The organism is Streptomyces sp. SPB074 (assembly GCF_000154905.1).
Taxonomy (GTDB): Bacteria; Actinomycetota; Actinomycetes; order Streptomycetales; family Streptomycetaceae; genus Streptomyces.
In genome coordinates this window covers 128,583-146,287 of record NZ_GG770540.1, presented here as the reverse complement: position 1 = coordinate 146,287, position 17,705 = coordinate 128,583, and the positions used below count along the sequence as shown (strand labels likewise).

Below are 17,705 nucleotides of genomic sequence, written 5' to 3'. Positions count from 1 at the left end.
CGGCATCGTCGGCGGCCGCACCGGTGCACCCGATGCACCGCACCACCGCACCGGATGCCGGGTGTTCCGCACCCCACCGGGTGGAGCGCACCGAATGGAGCGCCCGATCCACGCCACCGTGGCCTCCACTCCCCTCGTGCAACGGCCGCGCGATGGAAGCCACCGCGTCCACTCATCCTCGGCGGCGGCCCCGTACGGTGCGCCACGGGTTCGACCGGCCGCCGGGGTACTGCCGGGAGCGGCGCCAGGCCGGCTGCGGCTTCGGCGACGGGTACAGCGCCGTCCGCAGGCGGCTGGCGTCGGCCAGGTGCTCCAGGCGCTCGCGCTGCTTCGGCGAGAGCTGTATCAGGATCAGGTCGGCCACGGGTTCCTCCTCGTTCACGGGGGCAGTCCCCGTACTCTCGCCGCGCCCTGGTGTCTGCGGGGCCGGGGCGCCGGGTGCGTGCCGGGTGCTGGCGCGGCGGCTTCGATGTGCGTCCCGCCGGGCGGTCACGGCCGTGGACCGGGCCCCTGGCCGTGACCGGGGTGCCGGTGCTGCTGCTCGTGCTGCTGGCGGTGGCCGTCGGCGAGGTCGTCGGGCGCGGCCGGGGGCTTCGTGTCTTCGTAGGTGCGGCGGCGGGCGTCAGCGGCGCGGGTGAAGGCGGCGAGCCGCTCCAGGTTCTTCGGCGTGCGCAGCCATGTCCCCGCGTCGGTCGTGCGGCCCTGGAGGTACTCGTCGGGCATCGCGGCCTGCTGGTGGGCGTGGACGGCGGCGGCCTGCTGCGCCGGGGTGAGGGCGGCGTCCCGGCCGGGGTGGTCGACGGCGTGCGGCGGGGCTGACGGCTGGTCGTGGTGCTGCTCGCCGGTGTGCGCGGCGGCCGACGTCGCGGCCGAGGCGTCAGCCTGCCCGGCGGAAGTGGTGCGGGCGGCGCGGATCGCGTTGCGTACGGCGAGGCTGGCAACCCGGGCCCGCTCGTAGCGGGACGACTCCCGGGGCGGCGTGCCGTCGGTGCCGGCGATGAACCAGGGATCGGGCTCGGGGAAGTCGGCGGTGTAGAAGATCTGGTCGGCGGCCGGGGCCCGGCGGTCGGGCTGAGGGTCGGTGGTCTGGCGGCCGTGGTCGGCCAGGGCGCGGCCCGCGATGTAGTCGTCCAGGCCGCGCGTGAACTCGCGGCCGCGCAGGGTCTCCAGCAGATGCCGGCGCGCTTCGGCCAGGACGTGGCGGCGGGCGAACTTGCCGCGCACGGTGAAGACGACCGCGGCGACGTCGACGGCGGCGAGCACGACGTCGACGTGCGGGTCCACCCGGGCCCGGATCGCCGCACCCGCCGCGCGGCAGCGGTGAAGGAGCCCGTCGACCACCTGCTTGCCGAACTTCAGCAGCGCGGACGCCTTCCACCACGCGAGCAGCTGCTCCAGCGGGCGCGGGGTCTTCTTCTCCCGGCGGGTGTCCTGCGCCGCCCACCACCCCAGACCGTGCCGGGCCTGCTCGCCGGGCAGCCGCCCGTGCTCCTGCGCGTACTTGTAGGTCAGGCCCTCCAGGACGCCCTCGATCTGCTGGCGGCGGGTGGCCGACCAGTCGATGAGCTCGGAGTCGACACCGGCGATCTCCATCACGGGACGCAGGCCCGGCGTCACCTCCCGGGGCACCGTCGCCAACCCGAGCTCCTCGCACACCTCGGTCGTCATCGCGAGGGTGTAGAGCGTCCCGGCGGCCACCACGTGGCGGTAGAGGCGGCGGGTGTCCAGCGCGCCCCACTTCGGATCACCGTTGCCGTCCAGGCGCTGCACGCGGTTGAGGACCAAGCAGTGCTCGTGCAGGAGCGGGAAACCGTCCCGGTTGTCGAAGTGCCGGAACGCCGCGACCACGAGGGCCGGCGTCTTCGCGCGGCTGCGGCCCGATGACCACCGGGTCTCGGCGACTTCGTCCTCGAGCCAGCGCAGTGCCCTGTCGACGGCCCGCTCGTGCGCCCGCTCGATGACCCGGCGCGTGTGGGCGTCTCCCAGCGCCCACAGCACGATCAGGGACGCCTGCGGGCGGAAAGTGAAGTCGAGGGCGAGCAGCGGGGTCTGATTGCAAGCCTCGATCTCCTCGATCGGCTGCCCGAGCACGGTCGCCCGCCGCGCGGTGGCCGGGTCGGCGCCGTCGTCCAGGAGGTGCTGCTGGATCCGGTCGGCGTCCGGGTGCCGGCCCTGCCCGAAGGTCAGCTCCATCTGCCGCTCGGACACCTCCGCGCCTGCGGTGAGCCCGAGGGCGGTCAGGCCGCGCCCCCACCACCGTCCCGGCGGGAGGCCGGCCGTTTCCTGGGCGTCCTTGAGGGACTGGCCGACCGGGCGGCGGCCGTCCCCGAAGGCGACTCCGCGTACGTAGTAGCGCCAGGCGTTACGCCTCTGGACCTTCGCGACACTCAGCATCCCGACAGGGGACACCGGTCCTGACCTGTACAAAAGCCCGATCTCGTGGGGCGGGAGGGTTCACCGGAACTTCACGGCCGATCCCGTCGGGCGGACGTTTCCGGCGGCGCCGCGCCCGCCCGGCGGACACCACCCGGGCCATGCAAATGCTGCGCGCCACCAGTCCCACACGCCACACGCCCCGAAAACGCCAAGTAGCCGACTGCAGCGGTATCCAGCGCCCCTTCACGTACAGCTCCCCCGCGCGACAGCCAAGAACGCCGCCGCCTGCACCACGTCACCCCGTCTCCCGCCCCCGGCAACACCGGGGACTCCTTGCTGCCAGGAGGACCGACGCGCCCACCTACGAAACCCTGCCGTGCTTCACCACCGACCTGGACCGCCTCACCTCAGAGCAGCGCCACCGTTTCCGCCAGACCGTGGCGGCCTTCGTCGAGGATCTGCGCACCGGCCGCTTCCGCACCGGCCTCCGCGTCAAGCTTGTTCAGCGCGCGCCCGGCATCTACGAGCTGATCTGGTCCATGGGCACCGGCCCCGCAGGACGCGCAAAGACGAACCGTCAGACCCCTACCGGCTTTTCCCAGACCGGCGCGACATCTGCGGAGGGTGGCAGGGGATCCAAGACGCGATGCTCCCCGCCACGAGACCCGACGACGAACGTGCGAATACAGCGCCCCACGCGTCTCGCATATCCATCATCTGTGGCCTCCGTGCCTCTCCTTTGTGGTGGTCGCGCAACGCGAGCGTCGCCGCGCGACCACCACAGCAAGATCACGCATCGCGTAGCAGGCCTGCGGCGACTTGTTGCAGGATGCGTGCGAGCGATTCACGCGCGGGCACATCAAGGTCGCCGCGCATGTCCGCGATGACCGCGTCGACTCCGGTGCTGCGCTGGAAGTAGTGCAGGATGAAGGCGCTGCGCTGATCGGCGGTGAGCTCCTCGAAGGCGGCGTTCATGAGCGTCTCGCCGTGCTGGCGTGGCAGCGCCGCACTCGGCCGAGGCGCTGCCACCGTTCGCTCTTCCTCGAGGGGTGGCGCTACCTGGGGTGGGGCTGCCGATGAGCGAGGCTTGGGATTATCACGCCGTGATAGCTGACCTTGCTCAGCCGGTGCCGGAACTTGCGGCTGGCCCCCGGGTGTGGAAAAGGGCTCGGGATTATCACGGCGTGATAGTTGGCCCGGCTGTGCGACTTCGGGTGAAGCGGCGGCGCGCTCGTCGGCTTTCCTTTTCTGCTCTGTGGGGGAAAGCTTGCCAAGGTTGCGGACGTGCTCGCTCTTGCGTGCGCCGGTGGCGAGATCCTTCTGGAGTTCGGGAGAGAGCTTGAGGAGGGAGAGCTTGCTGGAGATCGTGCTCTGTGGCAGGCCGAGTCGTTTGGCTGCCTTCGTCTGGGAGCCGTAGTAGTCGACGAGCTGTTTGAGCGCGTTCGCCTCCTCGAGGTCGGTCATGTCGTCGCGGTGGTAGTTGGCGATGAACGCCGATTCGAGGAGGGCCTCGTCGGTGGTGACGCGGGCGTTGTCGACGCGGACGGGGATGGTGGCGAGCCCGACGCGGCGGGCGGCTTCGAGGCGGCGGTGGCCGTCAACGACGACGTACTGGCTGCCCGCGTCGAGATCGGTGACCCGGTCGGCGCGGTCCTTGAGGTAGGCGTCGGTGGTGGCGATGACGATGGGGAGGATGATCCCGACCTCGCGGACGGTCTCGACGATCTCCTCAAGGTTGCGCAGGTGGTTGCGCGGGTTGTCGGGGTTGTCGCTGACGAGGGTGACGGGGAGCTCGGTGACATGCGTGCTGGCGGCATCGTCGCCGTTGATGGTCCGGTCGATGGCGGCGCGGCGGGAACTGCGGGCGCTCCGCGCGGTGCCGAAGGCGGGTGCGCTGCCGAGGGTGTCGGCCTTGCTGGTCATCGGGTCGCTCCTCGCGCTACTTGCCGCATGGCTTCTGCCTGGTCGCTGTGGGGGGCGTAGGAGAGGAGCGGCATGCGTTTGCGTACGGCTTCGCGTTGCTCTTTGAGGTCGCCGATGACGGCGAGGACTTTGGGGTCTCCGATGGCCTTCCAGCTTTCGAGGGAGGAGGTGGCGACGTAGCCGCGGCGGGAGTCGTAGAGGTTGACGACGAGGCCGAGGTAGTCGATCTCTTGGGAGAGGTCCTCGCAGAGGTCCTCGATCTGCTGGGCGAGCATGCCGTAGGCGGTGGCGGAGGAGTCCTCGGCGAGGACCGGGATGATGACGCCGCTCGTGCCGGGGGGTGTGTCGCGGCGGCGGCGGCCGTAGTAGAGGGCAGCGTCCATGGCGATGCCGAGGCTGGGCGGGCAGTCGATGATGACGACGTCGTAGTCGGTTTCCAGGGGGCGCAGGGCCAGTTCGAGGGCGGCTTCTTTCTGGAAGCCGCGCTTCTGGGTGGCGACGACGGCGATTTTCGCGTCGAGGAGGAAGCCGTCGAAGCAGGCGGGCAGGACGTTGAGGCGCTTGCCGTAGCGGGGATCCTCTATGGTCACGACCAGGTCGCGCAGCTCACCCTTGCTGTCTCCGCACATGTGGGAGACGAGGCTGTCGTGCTCGGGCTCGATCTGGGGGACGCCGAGTTGTTCGCTGAGGTGGCCCTGGGGGTCGAAGTCGACGATGAGGACGCGCTTGCCGGCCTCGGCGTAGGCCTGTCCGATGCCGGCGGAGACGGCGGTCTTGCCGACGCCGCCTTTCTGGTTTCCGACGATCTTCCGCTCCGGTTCTACGGCGATCGTCGTGGTCTGGCGGGGGGAGGGGTTGACGGTGAGCCAGACGTTCACGGACTGGGCCAGGCCCTGGGTGTAGGAGACGTTCCGCTCGGCGCAGGTCGCCTTGAAGTCGTCGTACATCCCTGGGGGAAGCCATGTTGAGAAGGAGCGGGCCCCGGTCGTGTCGACCGTGTCGGGGTCGTGGGGGCTTGATAGTGCGCGCCAGGCAGTGATGCCGGCCTCGACCGCCTCCTGGATGTCGAGAGCGAGTTCCGCGGCCCGGATTTTCAGTGCTTGCTGGAGCGGGGCTGGCAGCTTGGACGCCACCTTTTCCCGGTCTCCGTCAGGGTATGGAGAGGCCATGACGTCACCTTACTTACTCGACGGCCTCACGGTATATCCGCTTCGCTCCAACTGACGAGGTTTCATCCCATCGCCGCGCTCGTGATTATCACGGCGTGATAATCACGAGCGCGTCCTGTCCGACCGGAGCAGCGTTGGAGAGCTTGCACATCCCATGCTGGATACGGGTGGTGCGGGCCTGGTGGCGCTTGGAATGACCGATGACCTGCGACGCTGATGCCGGAGGAGAAGAACGCGGCCATCGCCACCATGACCAGGAGCCCGGACCGACCGATAGGCCCGGAGGCGTCAACTCTGACTCGGACTACGACGAGATTCCTTGCAGGCCCTTATAAGAAACGGGGCGACCCGTGTGTGCATCGAGCACCGGGCGGTCATTCACAGGGTGGGCCAGTTTCACCGTCACCTGCTGCATTTTCGCCTGCTTGGTGCAGCTGCTGCCCTCGCCATGGCCCTCAACAGTAGCCGACAGCACAACGCTGCCGCGCGTTTCGAGCACGTCCACCTTAGCGCCGTCATCACAGATGCCGTGGAGGGCGACTACAGTCACCGAGCGCCCGCCTGCGGAGATCTTCACGAGCCGGTTGAGGGGATACCCGGGTATGTCGCGGGCTGCCTTGATCGGCGCTGAGGGAACCTTCGACGGGACGGCCGCTGCATGCTTGAGAGGGGTGGCGTAGCCGTCCAGAGTAAGGAGCCAAGCCGGAACCGTTGCCAGTCCGCGACTAGGGAGCGTATCGAGTCGTGATCAATCTGCGGGATGTGCCTTCGTGGCACGGTCTGGTCCGGTAGACCGTCGTACGTGACGCGAGTGCAACTGACCGACCCGGAGTGGGATTTCATTGAGCCGTACCTGCCGATCGGCGAGTACGGCCCGTACCCCGAGCGGCTGCGGCAGCAGTTCGAGGGCGTGATCTGGCGGTTCAAGACGGGCGGCCAGTGGCGGGAGATACCGGCAGAGTTCGGCGCCTGGTCGACCGTCCACAACCGCTTCCGGCAGTGGCGTGACGCCGGGGTCTTCGAGGCCCTGCTGGAGGGCCTGATCGCGGAAGCCGCGAAGCGCGGTGAGGTGGACCTGTCCCTGGTCAGCATCGACTCCACCACCGCCCGTGCCCACCACGACGCGGCCGGGATGCACCTCGACGAGGACGTCGTCACCGCCCTGGAGAAAGCCGCCGCCGAGGAGGAGAAGGCCAGGTCAAAGGGGGCGGCTGCGACGAACAAACCGGGCAGGAGACCGAAAGCGATCCCGCGCGGGAAGAACGACGACGCGTCCGGCGTCGGCGCAAACTCCGGCTGAAGGCCGCCCTCCTCGGACGCTCCAGGGGCGGGCAGACCAGCAAGATCCACCTCGCCGCCGACCGCAAGTGCCGCCCGCTGGCGTTCATCCTGACCGCGGGCCAGGCAGCGGACAGCCCACAGTTCATCCCCGTCCTGAAGAAGGTGCGGATACGCGGGCCCGTCGGCCGCCCCCGCACCCGGCCGGACGCAGTCGCCGCAGACAAGGCTTACTCGTCTCGCGGCAACCGTGCCCACCTGCGCAAACGCCGTATCAAAGCGGTCATCCCGGAGAAGAAGGACCAGGCCGCCAACCGGAAGAAGAAAGGCAGTGGAGGCGGCAGGCCCGTCAGTCACGACACCGAGCTCTACAAGGAACGGAACACCGTCGAGCGGACGATCAACAGGATGAAGGCATGGCGAGGCATCGCCACCCGCTACGACAAGACCCCGGGGAGCTACCTCGCCGGACTCCACCTCCGGGCCTCCATGATCTGGATCAAGGACCTCACACGAGCAGCCTCTTGATCACAACCGAATACGCTCCCTAGTGGGCAAGGTCATCTTGCCCAGTTTCGCCCCGGTCACCGTGAGGTGCGGCTGCCCGCCGATGTGAGTATCTGCCAAGGCCCTGTAGGACTCGTCCGCATCCACCAGCGGCCGGGCGAGTGAGTCGTCCTTAGTCCACGTCACCCGCCCATCCTTCGGCCCGGTGCTGGGCAGCTCCCCCCTCAAGATGAAGTTCCGACTTTCGTAAGCCTGCTTGTCGGACTGGCTGCGCAGGCCGCCGCGTGGCAGCTGGACCGTTTCCCCCATCGGGTAGTAGCCAGCCCTCCACGCGGCAGCCGCAGCCGAGCCGTCCCACGCCGCAGCGACCTTCTGGGCGCGGTCTGCGAGTCCGTCCGTGTCCCCGCCAGCAGCTTCCTTGTGGCTGCCGCAACCGGATACGGCCCCCAAGCCAGCCACGGACAAGGCAACCCCAGCGAGCAGACTGACCGAGCGGAATGCCCTGATGCGCATGTGTCCTCCCAGACAACGGAGCGGCGGTTAGCTTCTCTGTCCTGTGACGTGGCCGGGCGAAAAAGGGTTCACGGGTCGCGACGGCTGAACTGGCCGGTCCCGTCAGTACACGTGGAGGCCGCGCTCGTTCAGCACGGACTGTACCTTCGTGAAATAGTTCCGGTAGGTGCCACTGGTGTCAGAGGTGCATGTGGTCTCGGAAGTGCCGCCGGAGAGGAGACCCAGGGCCGTAGTTCCGTTGAGCGCTGGCCCCCCGCTGTCGCCGCCCAGCGCGCAGTTGTTCGTCTCCATCATGCCGTACAGGGTCTTGCCCTCGATGTTCACGGTCACGCTTGTTTTGGTGACGTTACCCGTCAAGTCCTGGCTGTTGACGCCGATCCGGTCGATGTGCTCGCCCTCTGCCGGGTAACGGGATTTGTCGACCTGCTTATAGATGCCACCCCAGTACCGCACGGTCCCGAGCGGATTGATGTCAGAGCCGTCCGCCTTGATCGTGGCCCAGTCGCAGCCGCGCGTCGCATCGCAGTATCCGCCGGTGCCCGTACCGTAGTTGTACGCGGTCTGGGTGCCGATTTTGGCACCGTTCCAGTCCATGTACCAGGTGTTGCCCGTCCCCGGTACGCAGTGGCCAGCAGTTAGCGTGTAGATCGTCCCCGATGAGTTCTTGGTGTTGAACCCGGCGCTGCACAGCCAGCCACTGGAGGTGATCCCGTTGGCGCCGCGCAGGTCGGTCGCCTTGAACTTCAGTTCGTTGTCGACGCTCTCGATACGTATCGCGCCGGGGTAAGCTGCCGCGACCTTCTCTATTCGGGCCCGGCTAGGGAGCGTATTCGGTTGTGATCAAGAGGCTGCTCGTGTGAGGTCCTTGATCCAGATCATCGAGGCGCGTAGGTAGAGTCCGGCGAGGTAGCTGTCGGGGGTCTTGTCGTAGCGCGTGGCGATGCCTCGCCATGCCTTGAGCTTGTTGATCAGACGCTCGACGGTGTTCCGCTCCTTGTAGAGGTCTGCGTTGTGGCTGACGGGCCGGCCGCCGTGGGAGCCCTTCTTGTTCCGGTTGGCGGCCTGGTCCTTCTTCTCCGGGATGACCGCTTTGATACGGCGTTTGCGCAGGTGGGCACGGTTGCCGCGGGACGAGTACGCCTTGTCTGCGGCGACCGCGTCCGGCCGGGTGCGGGGACGGCCGACGAGCCCGCGGACCCGTACCTTCCCCAGCACTGGGATGAACTGCGGACTGTCGGCGGCCTGCCCCTCGGTCAGGATGAACGCCAGCGGGCGGCACCTCCGGTCGCCGGCGACATAGATCTTGCTGGTCTGCCCGCCCCTGGAGCGTCCGAGCAGGGCGGCCTTCAGCCGAAGTTTGCGTCGGCGCCGGACGCGCCGTCGTTCTTCCCGCCCGGGATCGCTCCCGGCCTCCTGCCCGGTTTGTTCGTCGCAGCCGCCCCCTTCGACCTGGCCTTCTCCGCCTCGGCGGCAGCCTTCTCCAGAGCGGTGAGGACCTCCTCGTCCAGGTGCATGCCGGCCGCGTCGTGGTGGGCACGGGCGGTGGTGGAGTCGATGCTGACCAGGGACAGGTCCACCTCACCGCGCTTCGCGGCTTCCGCGATCAGGCCCTCCAGCAGGGCCTCGAAGACCCCGGCGTCACGCCACTGCCGGAAGCGGTTGTGGACGGTCGACCAGGCGCCGAACTCTGCCGGCATCTCCCGCCACTGGCCGCCCGTCTTGAACCGCCAGATCACGCCCTCGAACTGCTGCCGCAGCCGCTCGGGGTACGGGCCGTACTCGCCGATCGGCAGGTACGGCTCAATGAAATCCCACTCCGGGTCGGTCAGTTGCACTCGCGTCACGTACGACGGTCTACCGGACCAGACCGTGCCACGAAGGCACATCCCGCAGATTGATCACGACTCGATACGCTCCCTAGTCCGGCCGACCGCCAGGCCGCTGCCCTGCGAAGACATATGCGGCCAGTGGCAGCGCAAACCTGCGAGAGAAAGCACCGTCATGCGCAGCGTAGCTAAATCTCGGTTCAACCGAGATTTCCCTCGGGATGGGTGGAGCCGATGACCGCCACCCACCCCACCTTGCTGGCGATGCTCCCGTTCGTAGAGATTTGCGGTGATGTGCCGTCTGTTCCTGTACGCGCAGTGGCGGGTGGGGCACCGGAGCGCCGCCGCCGGGGTAGGGTGATCCTCGCGCCAATGATCTCTGCGGATCGAGGGCGTGCGCAGAAATGTAAGCGGCTCCGCTCCCCTGGGCTGGTAACCCAGGATCGACGCGGAGCCGGTGCCGGAGGCGGTTTGCAAGAACCCCTCGGGCTGGCCGCAACCGCGAAGAGGAAGCGACATGAAGCAGGGTACCCGGAATTCATCCCGGTCAGACAGGCGGAGCGACAGTTCCGGCGTGAGGATCACACCGCCGATGCACGTCACCCCTGTCCCTCCTACCGCCGCACACGCGTGACCGCCCGGAGCGGGGCTGCCCCCGCTCTCGCCGTCATGCCCACACGCCTCATCCCCGAGGTCCGCGTTGTCGGGGCCTCGGGGCAAACCCCACTCGCTGAGGGGGGTCGGATGACGTAGGGCTTGTGAGCGGGAGGTTTCCTCGTCCCCCTGCCAGGGGGGACTCGCGCCTCTACCGCTCGGCCGCTGAGCGAGTTCGATGGTTCCACCCATCGGCCGTCAACGGCCCTTCGTGCTACTGCTCGGCCTGCCAGGGCCGGGCTTAGGCCCACCGGATGCCAGTCCGGACGGGCGACCTTCAGGTTCTCCCAGAACCGCACCCCATCGAGATGGGGCCTTTCACGTACCCGGCGCAAGCCGAGAACGGAGTTCATAGTGCCGTACGTTCCCGACCCCTGTCATCTCTCAGGCCCCCAAGTGGGCGTTTCGCGCGAAAAGTACCTTCATCAGTCGGGTGAGGCTTTTAAGTACCTTCATTCGTTCATGTTCTCGCGTGGGCGGGGTCCGCAGGGTGCCGTCACGAGCGAGGGGGCTGCTACCGGTCTCCGGTGTCGTGTCCCGTCGCGCGGGACACGACCGCAGGTTGTGGCTCGGGGGTCGGGAACCAGTGGGGTCCTCGGCCTCTCCCGGTCTCTGTCCACAGGCAGCCCGCGTGAGGCTGCCAGGATGATCACTGTCTCGTACGTGCGGGTGGGTCGGTGAGTGCCGTGGCGGCGTCGGCCGCTGGGGTGCCGGTCCCGCGTTCGTTTTCCGGCGCGTCGTCGCGGAGTGGGTTGCGGTCTGTTCCTGCTGGGTCTGCTGTGGGCGGGCCGGAGCGGGGGCGGGCGGCGGGGGCGCTCTCGCTGGGTTCGGACATGCAAGCTCGGTTGCGGGGTGTGGTGCGTGCGTTGCTGGATGCGCCGGGGCTGGAGGGTGCTCCGTACGCGGTGCAGCTGGCGGTGGTGGTGTTGGCGTCGCGTACGCCGTGGGGGTCGGGTGTGGTGGAGATCCGTACCTCACAGGTGGCCCGGTGGGTGGGCTTGTCCCGGTCGTACACGGCCTCGGTGGTTGTCCCGTGGCTGCGCGCGTCGGGCGTGGTCGAGGTGGAGTCGGATCAGGGGGAGTTCAAGGAGGACGTGGGGTTGCGGTGCCGGGTGGTGCCGCTGCTGGAGGCCCGGGGGGTGGTCGGTCATCCGCTGAACCTGCGCCGCTCCGAGCTGGCGATGATGTTGTTCGTGATGGAGGCGCTGATGGCGCCGGGCTGGACGCTGAAGAGCGGGGAGGTGATCCCGTCCGGGCTGCTGGCTGCTCGGACAGGGAAGGGCGCGCCGACGGACCGGCTCGCGCTGCTGCTGCTGGTGCTGGAGGCGCGGGAAGACGGCCGGGTCCGTCAGTGCGGCGGCGTCGTGAAGGGCCAGCGGGGCCGTGCGGCGGTGACGCTCGCGCGGCTGCTGGGCTGCACGGCGGCAGCGGCGGAGCGGGTGCTGGAGCGCCTGGAGGAGTGGGGCGTGGTGGTACGGCCGCGCGCGGGGACGGGCTCGGGGCTGGGGCAGCGGGGACGTCTGGTGGTGCCGGCGGTGGCGGCCGCGCGCGGCGGCCAGATCACGGCCGGGCGCGGGACTCCCGGCATGATGGGGGCCCCTTCGGAGGGGGCGGTGGCTGGGTTTTCAGGCCCCGACGTTGCGGCAACCCCAAGTGAGGAGTCCGAGGCCGGGGAAAAGCCGCAGGTCAGTGAGGTGCCTGAGGCCGATAACCCCGCGATTGCAGACCCCGACGATGCGGCAACCCTTCACGCTAACCACGCTTCTGGGGTTCCTGTCGTGGGTGAGGTTGAGGAGGTGGGCGGTTTTTCCGGCGTAGCCGGTCTGGGGTCCTCGCCGTTTCCGGAGCGCGTGTGCGTGGGCGAGGAGCCGGAGCTCGGCGAGGAGGCCGAGGGCCTCTGCGGGTCGTCGGGAGCGGGGGAAGGCCCGCTGCGCGGGGAACAGCCGAACACCTTCCCGATCCCCTCGCAGCACCAGCAGCCCGCCACCGCTGGCGCGGGCCACACGCGCACCGGTAGCGGGAAGGTTCCCGGGCCTCGGCTGCCTCGTCGGCGCCTGGTCCAGGTCCCGGAGCTGGGTGATGCGCTGCGGCCGGTGGGGTGGCTGTGGGACCGGCTCTCCGGCTGGCAGCAGCAGCAGATCGAGACCGCCGCCCGCGCCGAGCTCGTACGGCTGGCCGGGCTCGTGCCGCTGCCGCAGGACGCTCCGCGGGCGCTGGCCGAGCGGCTGGAGGCCCGGATCGCGCAGAGCCGGGGCCTGGTGATGATCCGCCAGCCCTACCCCTGGCTGCTGCACCGCGCCCTCGTCCAGCGCCCGGCCTGCTCGGACACGCGGTGCGACGACGGGATCAGCCTGGACACCGGCCAGGCCTGTGAGAGCTGCGGGAACGTGATCCACCTCCGCCGCGCGCACCGGGCCCGCCTCGGTGCCGAGCTCGACCAGGAGCAGCCCGACCTCCCCGCCGCCGAGCGCCGGCGTGTCCTCGAGGAGCGGCTGCGCGCGCACACCGAGCGCGAGGCCGAGGCCCGCGAGCGGCGCCATGCCGCCCAGCGCGCGCGCAGCGACCGGATGCGTGCCGCCGCACGGGAGCGAGCGGCCCGGGAGCAGGAGGAGGCCGCTGCCCGCGAGCGCGTCCGGCAGGCCCTGCCGTGTGCGGACTGCGGCCGCGAGGATGCGGCCGGGCTGTGCCAGGGGTGCGGCCGCATCCGCGAGCTGAACGCCCTGATCGTGGAGGCCGGGATGTGCCAGGTCTCCTGGACCGTCAACCCCCGCCACACAGGCGAAGTCGCCGCCGTCATGGACCAGGTCCGCGACGACGTCCTGGCCCAGGTCGCGGTGAGCGTGGGCGAGCTGCGCGCCGCGCTCGACGCCGACGGCGTCAACGTCGCCGACGACCCGTCCTTCCCCGACGTCGCCTCGGTGCGCGGCCTGCGGGCCGCCCGGGAGGCCGCCGCCGACTACCGGGCCACCGCACTCGCGCAGCTCGCCCGCACCCGCCACGCGCAGACCGAGGGCCGCTACGCCCACGCCGCCGAGCAGTCCCGCAGCCACCACCGCCACGACCCCACCGGCCCGCAATCCCTCGCCGCGGCCGCCCGCGCCGCCGAAACCGCCCGCACGCGCACGGCCGAGCACCTCCTCACCCAGCGCCTGACCCACCTGCGCGAACAGCACCTCCCCACCCCCGCCGCATCCGACGAGGAGCGTCTGAGCGAGGCCTTCGCCTGCGTCCCGGGAAGTGCCGCACGGGACCGGCCCGGAGCGGACGACCTCCGTGCGTAGGGAGCGAGCGCGTTCCGCGGCTCACCTCCGCGCGTGCGGAGCGGACACGGAGCCTCGACATGGGTGACGCCTGGCAACCGACTCACCTCCGCGCGTGCGGAGCGGAAGCCGTAGGTCTGCTCCTCCATGAAGGCCGGAAGATCCTCCGCGGAGTCGACAGCACACCGTCCGCCTCCAGCCGCGCGAGGACCGGAGTATCCCCGCGGGCGCTGGGTCGACGGGCTCATCGAGCAGATCACCCCTGTTCGGCGGAGGATCCTCGCGTGGGCGAGGTCGAAGGGGACATCGACGAGCCGCGCCGCGAGCACCGGGGAGGATTCCGCACGTGCGGAGCGGACGAGGAAGGGGGCGGGCGGAGCCGGGGCCGTGATGGCTCACCGCCGCGCGTGCGGAGCGGGCCAGAGGCTGCCCATGACGCTCGCCGCCAAGGGCGGTTCCCCGCAGCGCGGGGCGGATAGCCGGTGAACCGACGGGAGGGAGAGGGAGAGCGGCTCACCCCCGCAGCGCGGGGCGGATCCGGCCGGCTGCCCGCTGTCGGCCTCCTGGTACGGCTCACCCCCGCAGCGCGGGGCGGGTACCGTCACCCGCTCGCCCTCGCCGCCCCGCGTCGGCTCACCCCCGCAGCGCGGGTTGCGGGTCTGCGCGGCGGCCCTCTCCGCGCGCCGGGTGTCGGCTCACCCCCGCAGCGCGGGGCGGGTCGCAGGAGGCTCTGCTCGGCCTGCTCGGCCCGCGGCTCACCCCCGCAGCGCGGGGCGGGTCCCTCTGCCCCACCCTCAAATGCCTTGGTCCACGGCTCACCCCCGCAGCGCGGGGCGGGTATGGCGTGCGCGGTCTCGGCGAACTGCTTCGCCGGCGCACCCCCGCAGCGCGGGGCGGGTGGGCCTCAGACCACGGCTGAGGAGCGCGAAGACGGCTCACCCCCGCAGCGCGGGGCGGACGCCGGGAACTTGCTGCCGTACGGGGACGCGAGCGGCTCACCCCCGCAGCGCGGGGCGGACTCAGAGGCTGGCGTCGGCATGCCCTCGTCCGGCGGCTCACCCCCGCAGCGCGGGGCGGACTTGCTGATCGCGGTACCGGCGGCCTTCACCACCGGCTCACCCCCGCAGCGCGGGGCGGACTTATGGCCGCATGAAGTAACACCCTCGTACGTCGGCTCACCCCCGCAGCGCGGGGCGGACTACTTTCCGCGAGCTTTTCGGGTGCGTGCGGCCGGCTCACCCCCGCAGCGCGGGGCGGACCCCCTGCTCCAGCAGGTGGGCGGGGCTCAGTGCTTTGTGGAGCGGCTGACGCCCTTGGTGATCTGCGAGACGCGCGGCTGCGAGATGCCGAGGAGGTCGGCTGTCTCGGCGAGCGTGCGCGTCTCACGGATCGCGACGACGGCATCTTGCCGCATGGTGCGGAGTTCGCGTTGCAGGTCGGGGACTGCGTCGAGGACGGCGCTGACGGCGCGGGCGCGGTCGACGAGGTCGGGGATGGTGGCGAGCTGGGCGATGATCTCGCGGATCGCGGTGGTGGCGTCGGGGGTCTCGGACATGATTTAAGGGTACCCCTTGACAGCCTATTAGGGGTACCCCTAAACTGAGGGCACCTCAGCAGGAAGGGGGTGAACAAGTGAACAGTGGGGACATCACCCTCGCGGTGGGGATCGCGACCCTCGCGGTCAACGCGATCGCGGCGATCGCAGCCGTAAAGGCCATCCGGAAGCCCAAGCGCCGGGGCCGCCACCGCAAGGAGTGACAGAGGGCCCCGGAGATGCCGATAACAACTCCGGGGCCCGCCCCCCACAATCCCACGCCGGACACCGGCCACACAACGACATGAGAGGAGGAGAGGATGACGACCCCGATGAAGGCCCTCACGGTCAGCACCACCGCGAGCCTGATCGCCGTCGCTGCGGTCACCGCCAGCGGCGCCAGCACCCCCTGGCTCGCCGGCCTCTGGACCGCCTGGGCGCTGCTCGCCGCCACCACCATCGCGCTCATCGCCGCCGAGCGCCGGCATACCGGCTGAGCCCGCGGCCGGCCCGCGCCCCCGCTGCCCGCTCCGGGCGGCGGGGGCTTCGCGCGTCAGCCCATCCACCCGAGAGCCGTGTCCGGTCGGCAGTGGTCGCACGCCTCGACCCCCTCGGCGAGCGCGCGCAGCGCCTGGTCGCGGGAGATCCCCCGCGTCCGCTTCCCGATCATGTGGCAGTCCCCGCTGTGTACGAGGATCGCCCGCCGGTCCCTTCCGATGCTCAGCTCGGCCACCCACTCCGGCGGGGTCGGGCGGCGGGCCTCTCGCGCGGCGACCTCGCGCTCGCGCTGCTCTTCGGCGGCGATCCATCCGGCGATCTGCGTGAGCGACGCGCGCGCCTGCTGCTCCACGACGCGGTACGCGAAGCGGAGGAGATCGAGACGGGACGGTTCGGACACGTGTTCGATAATAGGAGCGTGCGGAACGCACGCATCCGCCGGGGGCGGGTGCCACACTGAGACCGGCCCGCCGTGCATCCCCCGTCGCGGCGGGCCACCCACGGAGGAGCCATGACGCACCGCCCCTACCCGAACCGCGACCGCGCGCTCCGACACCTGCGGCACATGCAGGCCGTCTACCTGTACGGGCGCGTCCCGGCGCGGTACGTCCTCGGCTTCGACCAGACGCCCACCGAAGAGGTGCTGGCCATCCAGGAAGCAGTGCGCCGAATGGCCTTCCATGCGGATCTCGCCAGTCACGGCTTCGGTGTGCCCGTGGACCTGGATCGGCTCGACGCCGCCTGACCTACTCCGCGTCCGCGTGCCCCCGACGACGCCAATCTGCCCCGCCCTTCCCTGCCGTGCGCGGGGAGGGGGAGCTTCGTCGTTTCTCCGCCACCCCTCAGGTGGCTGGCCCGCAGTACCGTGGACTCACAATCTCCTGGCGGGGGTCCACATGAACAGCACAGCGTCCATCGGCGACCGCATTCGCACTCTGCGCGAGCTGCGCGACATCACCCAAGAGCAGCTCGCCGCGCGAGCGGAGGTATCCGTCGACACGGTCCGGAAGCTGGAGCAGAACACTCGGCAGTCGGCCCGCATCACCACCCTGCGTGCCCTGGCGCGAGCCCTCGACGTGCAACTTGAACGGCTCGTCGGACAGCCGACCGTCAGTCCGCAGCTCTCCGAGGACGGCGGCCTCCTCGCGCTCCGCGACTCCGTCCAGGCGCTCGACGCCCTCCCTGGTGTCTCCTTCGACGCCGACGAGGACGCTCCCGCCGAACGGGCGTTCTCCGACGCCGTGGCCACCGCCACCCTCGCGTACTGGAAAGGGGAGTACGCGCAGCTCTCCAGCACGCTGCCGATGCTCCTGCGCGACGGGCGCGCAGCCGCGCGCGAGCACGGCACCGAGCTGGTGTGGTCCCGGCTCGCCCTCGCGTACCAGCTCGCCGCCAGCCTCTCAGTGCAGTCCGGTCACCCCGACTGGGCGTTCGCCGCAGTCGAGCGGCAGCTCGACGCCGCGCACCGCGCCTCCGATCCGCTTCTGGAAGGCATGGCCGTCTCCACGCTGTCCTGGGTGCTCCTGCGGCAGGGCCGCTGGGAGCAGGCCGCGACCGTCGCCGAGCGCAAGGCGGATGAGCTGGAGCCGAGCTTCCGGCGCGCGACCCCTTCGCAGTACGCCGTCTACGGCAACCTCCTCATCGCCGCCGCCACTCCGACCGCGCGCCACGGGGACCAGGACGTCGCGCAGCAGATGCTTACAGCGGCCGAAGCGGCCGCTGTTCGGTCCGGGCCGGTCCGCGCATACGGCAGCGCCTTCTCTGTGACGGACGTGCGGACGCAGCGCGTCAACGTAGCGCTCACCGATCCGGACACGGGTGCGGCCTCGGCGCTCGCCCTGGCGGCAGGCGTTGACACGGCGGCGATCAGCCGCCCCGTGCACTCCGCGTCGTACCGCACGGACGTGGCGCAGGCGCAGCAGCAGACCGGCGATCACCAGGGCGCTCTCGCGACGCTCCTGGAGGTCGAACACGATCAGCCGGAATGGATGCGCCTCCAGCCGTCAGCCCTCGCCACCGTGCGCGAGCTGCTCGACGCGGAGCGGCGCCGGAACTCGGGCCTTCGAGGGCTCGCGTCGCGTCTGGGCGTTGACCTCACGTTGTAGGACAACGCGTCCTAGTCGGCTCATACTTACCTCGCAACCTGGTGTCCTTTGTCGCTGGGGAG

The 17,705-nt window shown here is 70.3% G+C and carries 14 protein-coding genes, 2 pseudogenes and 1 CRISPR repeat array; of the genes and pseudogenes, 6 read left to right on the top strand and 10 right to left on the bottom strand.

The features are described from left to right. Positions 1-172: 172 nt before the first annotated feature. The 5 genes from SSBG_RS29950 to SSBG_RS33930 all read right to left on the bottom strand — a co-directional run bounded on the left by SSBG_RS29950 (position 173) and on the right by SSBG_RS33930 (position 6,045). Positions 173-364, bottom strand: coding sequence for a hypothetical protein (locus SSBG_RS29950; RefSeq protein WP_037872391.1), 192 nt, complete (start codon positions 362-364; stop codon positions 173-175). A gap of 125 nt (positions 365-489) precedes the next feature. Continuing rightward, on the bottom strand, positions 490-2,394 hold the full coding sequence (mobF, locus tag SSBG_RS32015; RefSeq protein WP_008749757.1) for a MobF family relaxase: 1,905 nt from the start codon (positions 2,392-2,394) through the stop codon (positions 490-492). A 771-nt stretch (positions 2,395-3,165) separates the two neighbouring features. Continuing rightward, positions 3,166-4,299, bottom strand: a complete 1,134-nt coding sequence (locus SSBG_RS32005; RefSeq protein ID WP_008749755.1) for a ParB/RepB/Spo0J family partition protein — start codon at positions 4,297-4,299, stop codon at positions 3,166-3,168. After that, entirely contained in the window at positions 4,296-5,468 is a 1,173-nt protein-coding gene (locus SSBG_RS29935) for a ParA family protein (protein ID WP_008749754.1), read from the bottom strand. The genes SSBG_RS32005 and SSBG_RS29935 overlap by 4 nt, the downstream gene beginning before the upstream one ends. Positions 5,469-5,772: 304 nt before the next feature. Further along, positions 5,773-6,045: a hypothetical protein gene (locus tag SSBG_RS33930; RefSeq protein ID WP_008749753.1), complete on the bottom strand. Its 273-nt coding sequence runs from the start codon at positions 6,043-6,045 to the stop codon at positions 5,773-5,775. Between the two features lie 225 nt (positions 6,046-6,270). On the opposite strand from SSBG_RS33930, the pseudogene SSBG_RS31995 reads away from it, so the two are divergent. Further along, a pseudogene (locus tag SSBG_RS31995) lies at positions 6,271-7,274 on the top strand (IS5 family transposase). Here the strand turns inward: SSBG_RS31995 and SSBG_RS29920 are convergent. From SSBG_RS29920 to SSBG_RS31990, 3 genes and pseudogenes are all read right to left on the bottom strand, one after another. Then, positions 7,275-7,766: a hypothetical protein gene (locus SSBG_RS29920; RefSeq protein WP_008749752.1), complete on the bottom strand. Its 492-nt coding sequence runs from the start codon at positions 7,764-7,766 to the stop codon at positions 7,275-7,277. A 102-nt stretch (positions 7,767-7,868) separates the two neighbouring features. After that, positions 7,869-8,414, bottom strand: coding sequence for a S1 family peptidase (locus SSBG_RS29915; protein ID WP_267880288.1), 546 nt, complete (start codon positions 8,412-8,414; stop codon positions 7,869-7,871). Positions 8,415-8,606: 192 nt separating this feature from the next. Further along, positions 8,607-9,610, bottom strand: a pseudogene (locus tag SSBG_RS31990) (IS5 family transposase). Positions 9,611-11,100: 1,490 nt separating this feature from the next. On the opposite strand from SSBG_RS31990, the gene SSBG_RS29900 reads away from it, so the two are divergent. Beyond that, entirely contained in the window at positions 11,101-13,527 is a 2,427-nt protein-coding gene (locus SSBG_RS29900) for a hypothetical protein (RefSeq protein WP_234010804.1), read from the top strand. A gap of 488 nt (positions 13,528-14,015) precedes the next feature. Beyond that, positions 14,016-14,765: a CRISPR direct-repeat array (repeat unit 28 nt; unit sequence CGGCTCACCCCCGCAGCGCGGGGCGGAC). 26 nt (positions 14,766-14,791) lie between these two features. Here SSBG_RS29900 and SSBG_RS29895 read toward each other — a convergent pair. Further along, positions 14,792-15,061 carry a sigma factor-like helix-turn-helix DNA-binding protein gene (locus SSBG_RS29895; RefSeq protein WP_008749749.1) on the bottom strand — a complete coding sequence of 90 codons (270 nt, stop codon included), beginning with the start codon at positions 15,059-15,061 and terminating at the stop codon, positions 14,792-14,794. Positions 15,062-15,138: 77 nt separating this feature from the next. Between SSBG_RS29895 and SSBG_RS35545 the strand changes: the two genes are divergently transcribed. Then, positions 15,139-15,264 carry a hypothetical protein gene (locus SSBG_RS35545; protein ID WP_267880287.1) on the top strand — a complete coding sequence of 42 codons (126 nt, stop codon included), beginning with the start codon at positions 15,139-15,141 and terminating at the stop codon, positions 15,262-15,264. Positions 15,265-15,360: 96 nt separating this feature from the next. Beyond that, a complete protein-coding gene (locus SSBG_RS33505; protein WP_158677855.1) occupies positions 15,361-15,537 on the top strand; it encodes a hypothetical protein in 177 nt (58 codons plus the stop codon). A 56-nt stretch (positions 15,538-15,593) separates the two neighbouring features. On the opposite strand, the gene SSBG_RS29890 is transcribed toward SSBG_RS33505, so the two are convergent. Next, positions 15,594-15,938 (bottom strand): DUF6233 domain-containing protein, encoded by a 345-nt coding sequence (locus SSBG_RS29890; RefSeq protein WP_008749748.1) that lies wholly within the window; start codon positions 15,936-15,938, stop codon positions 15,594-15,596. Between the two features lie 111 nt (positions 15,939-16,049). Here SSBG_RS29890 and SSBG_RS29885 point away from each other — a divergent pair, with 111 nt between their 5' ends. Continuing rightward, positions 16,050-16,283 carry a hypothetical protein gene (locus SSBG_RS29885; protein ID WP_037872341.1) on the top strand — a complete coding sequence of 78 codons (234 nt, stop codon included), beginning with the start codon at positions 16,050-16,052 and terminating at the stop codon, positions 16,281-16,283. A gap of 151 nt (positions 16,284-16,434) precedes the next feature. Then, on the top strand, positions 16,435-17,643 hold the full coding sequence (locus SSBG_RS29880; protein WP_008749746.1) for a helix-turn-helix domain-containing protein: 1,209 nt from the start codon (positions 16,435-16,437) through the stop codon (positions 17,641-17,643). Positions 17,644-17,705: the final 62 nt, after the last annotated feature.

What these genes read in the sequence shown, in the direction of transcription:
- SSBG_RS29935 (WP_008749754.1), bottom strand. Translation starts at nt 5,468, where the DNA reads ATGGCCTCTCCATACCCTGACGGAGACCGGGAAAAGGTGGCGTCCAAG.
- SSBG_RS29885 (WP_037872341.1), top strand. Translation starts at nt 16,050, where the DNA reads ATGACGCACCGCCCCTACCCGAACCGCGACCGCGCGCTCCGACACCTG.
- SSBG_RS32005 (WP_008749755.1), bottom strand. Translation starts at nt 4,299, where the DNA reads ATGACCAGCAAGGCCGACACCCTCGGCAGCGCACCCGCCTTCGGCACC.
- mobF (WP_008749757.1), bottom strand. Translation starts at nt 2,394, where the DNA reads ATGCTGAGTGTCGCGAAGGTCCAGAGGCGTAACGCCTGGCGCTACTAC.
- SSBG_RS29920 (WP_008749752.1), bottom strand. Translation starts at nt 7,766, where the DNA reads ATGCGCATCAGGGCATTCCGCTCGGTCAGTCTGCTCGCTGGGGTTGCC.
- SSBG_RS29880 (WP_008749746.1), top strand. Translation starts at nt 16,435, where the DNA reads ATGAACAGCACAGCGTCCATCGGCGACCGCATTCGCACTCTGCGCGAG.
- SSBG_RS33505 (WP_158677855.1), top strand. Translation starts at nt 15,361, where the DNA reads ATGACGACCCCGATGAAGGCCCTCACGGTCAGCACCACCGCGAGCCTG.
- SSBG_RS29895 (WP_008749749.1), bottom strand. Translation starts at nt 15,061, where the DNA reads ATGTCCGAGACCCCCGACGCCACCACCGCGATCCGCGAGATCATCGCC.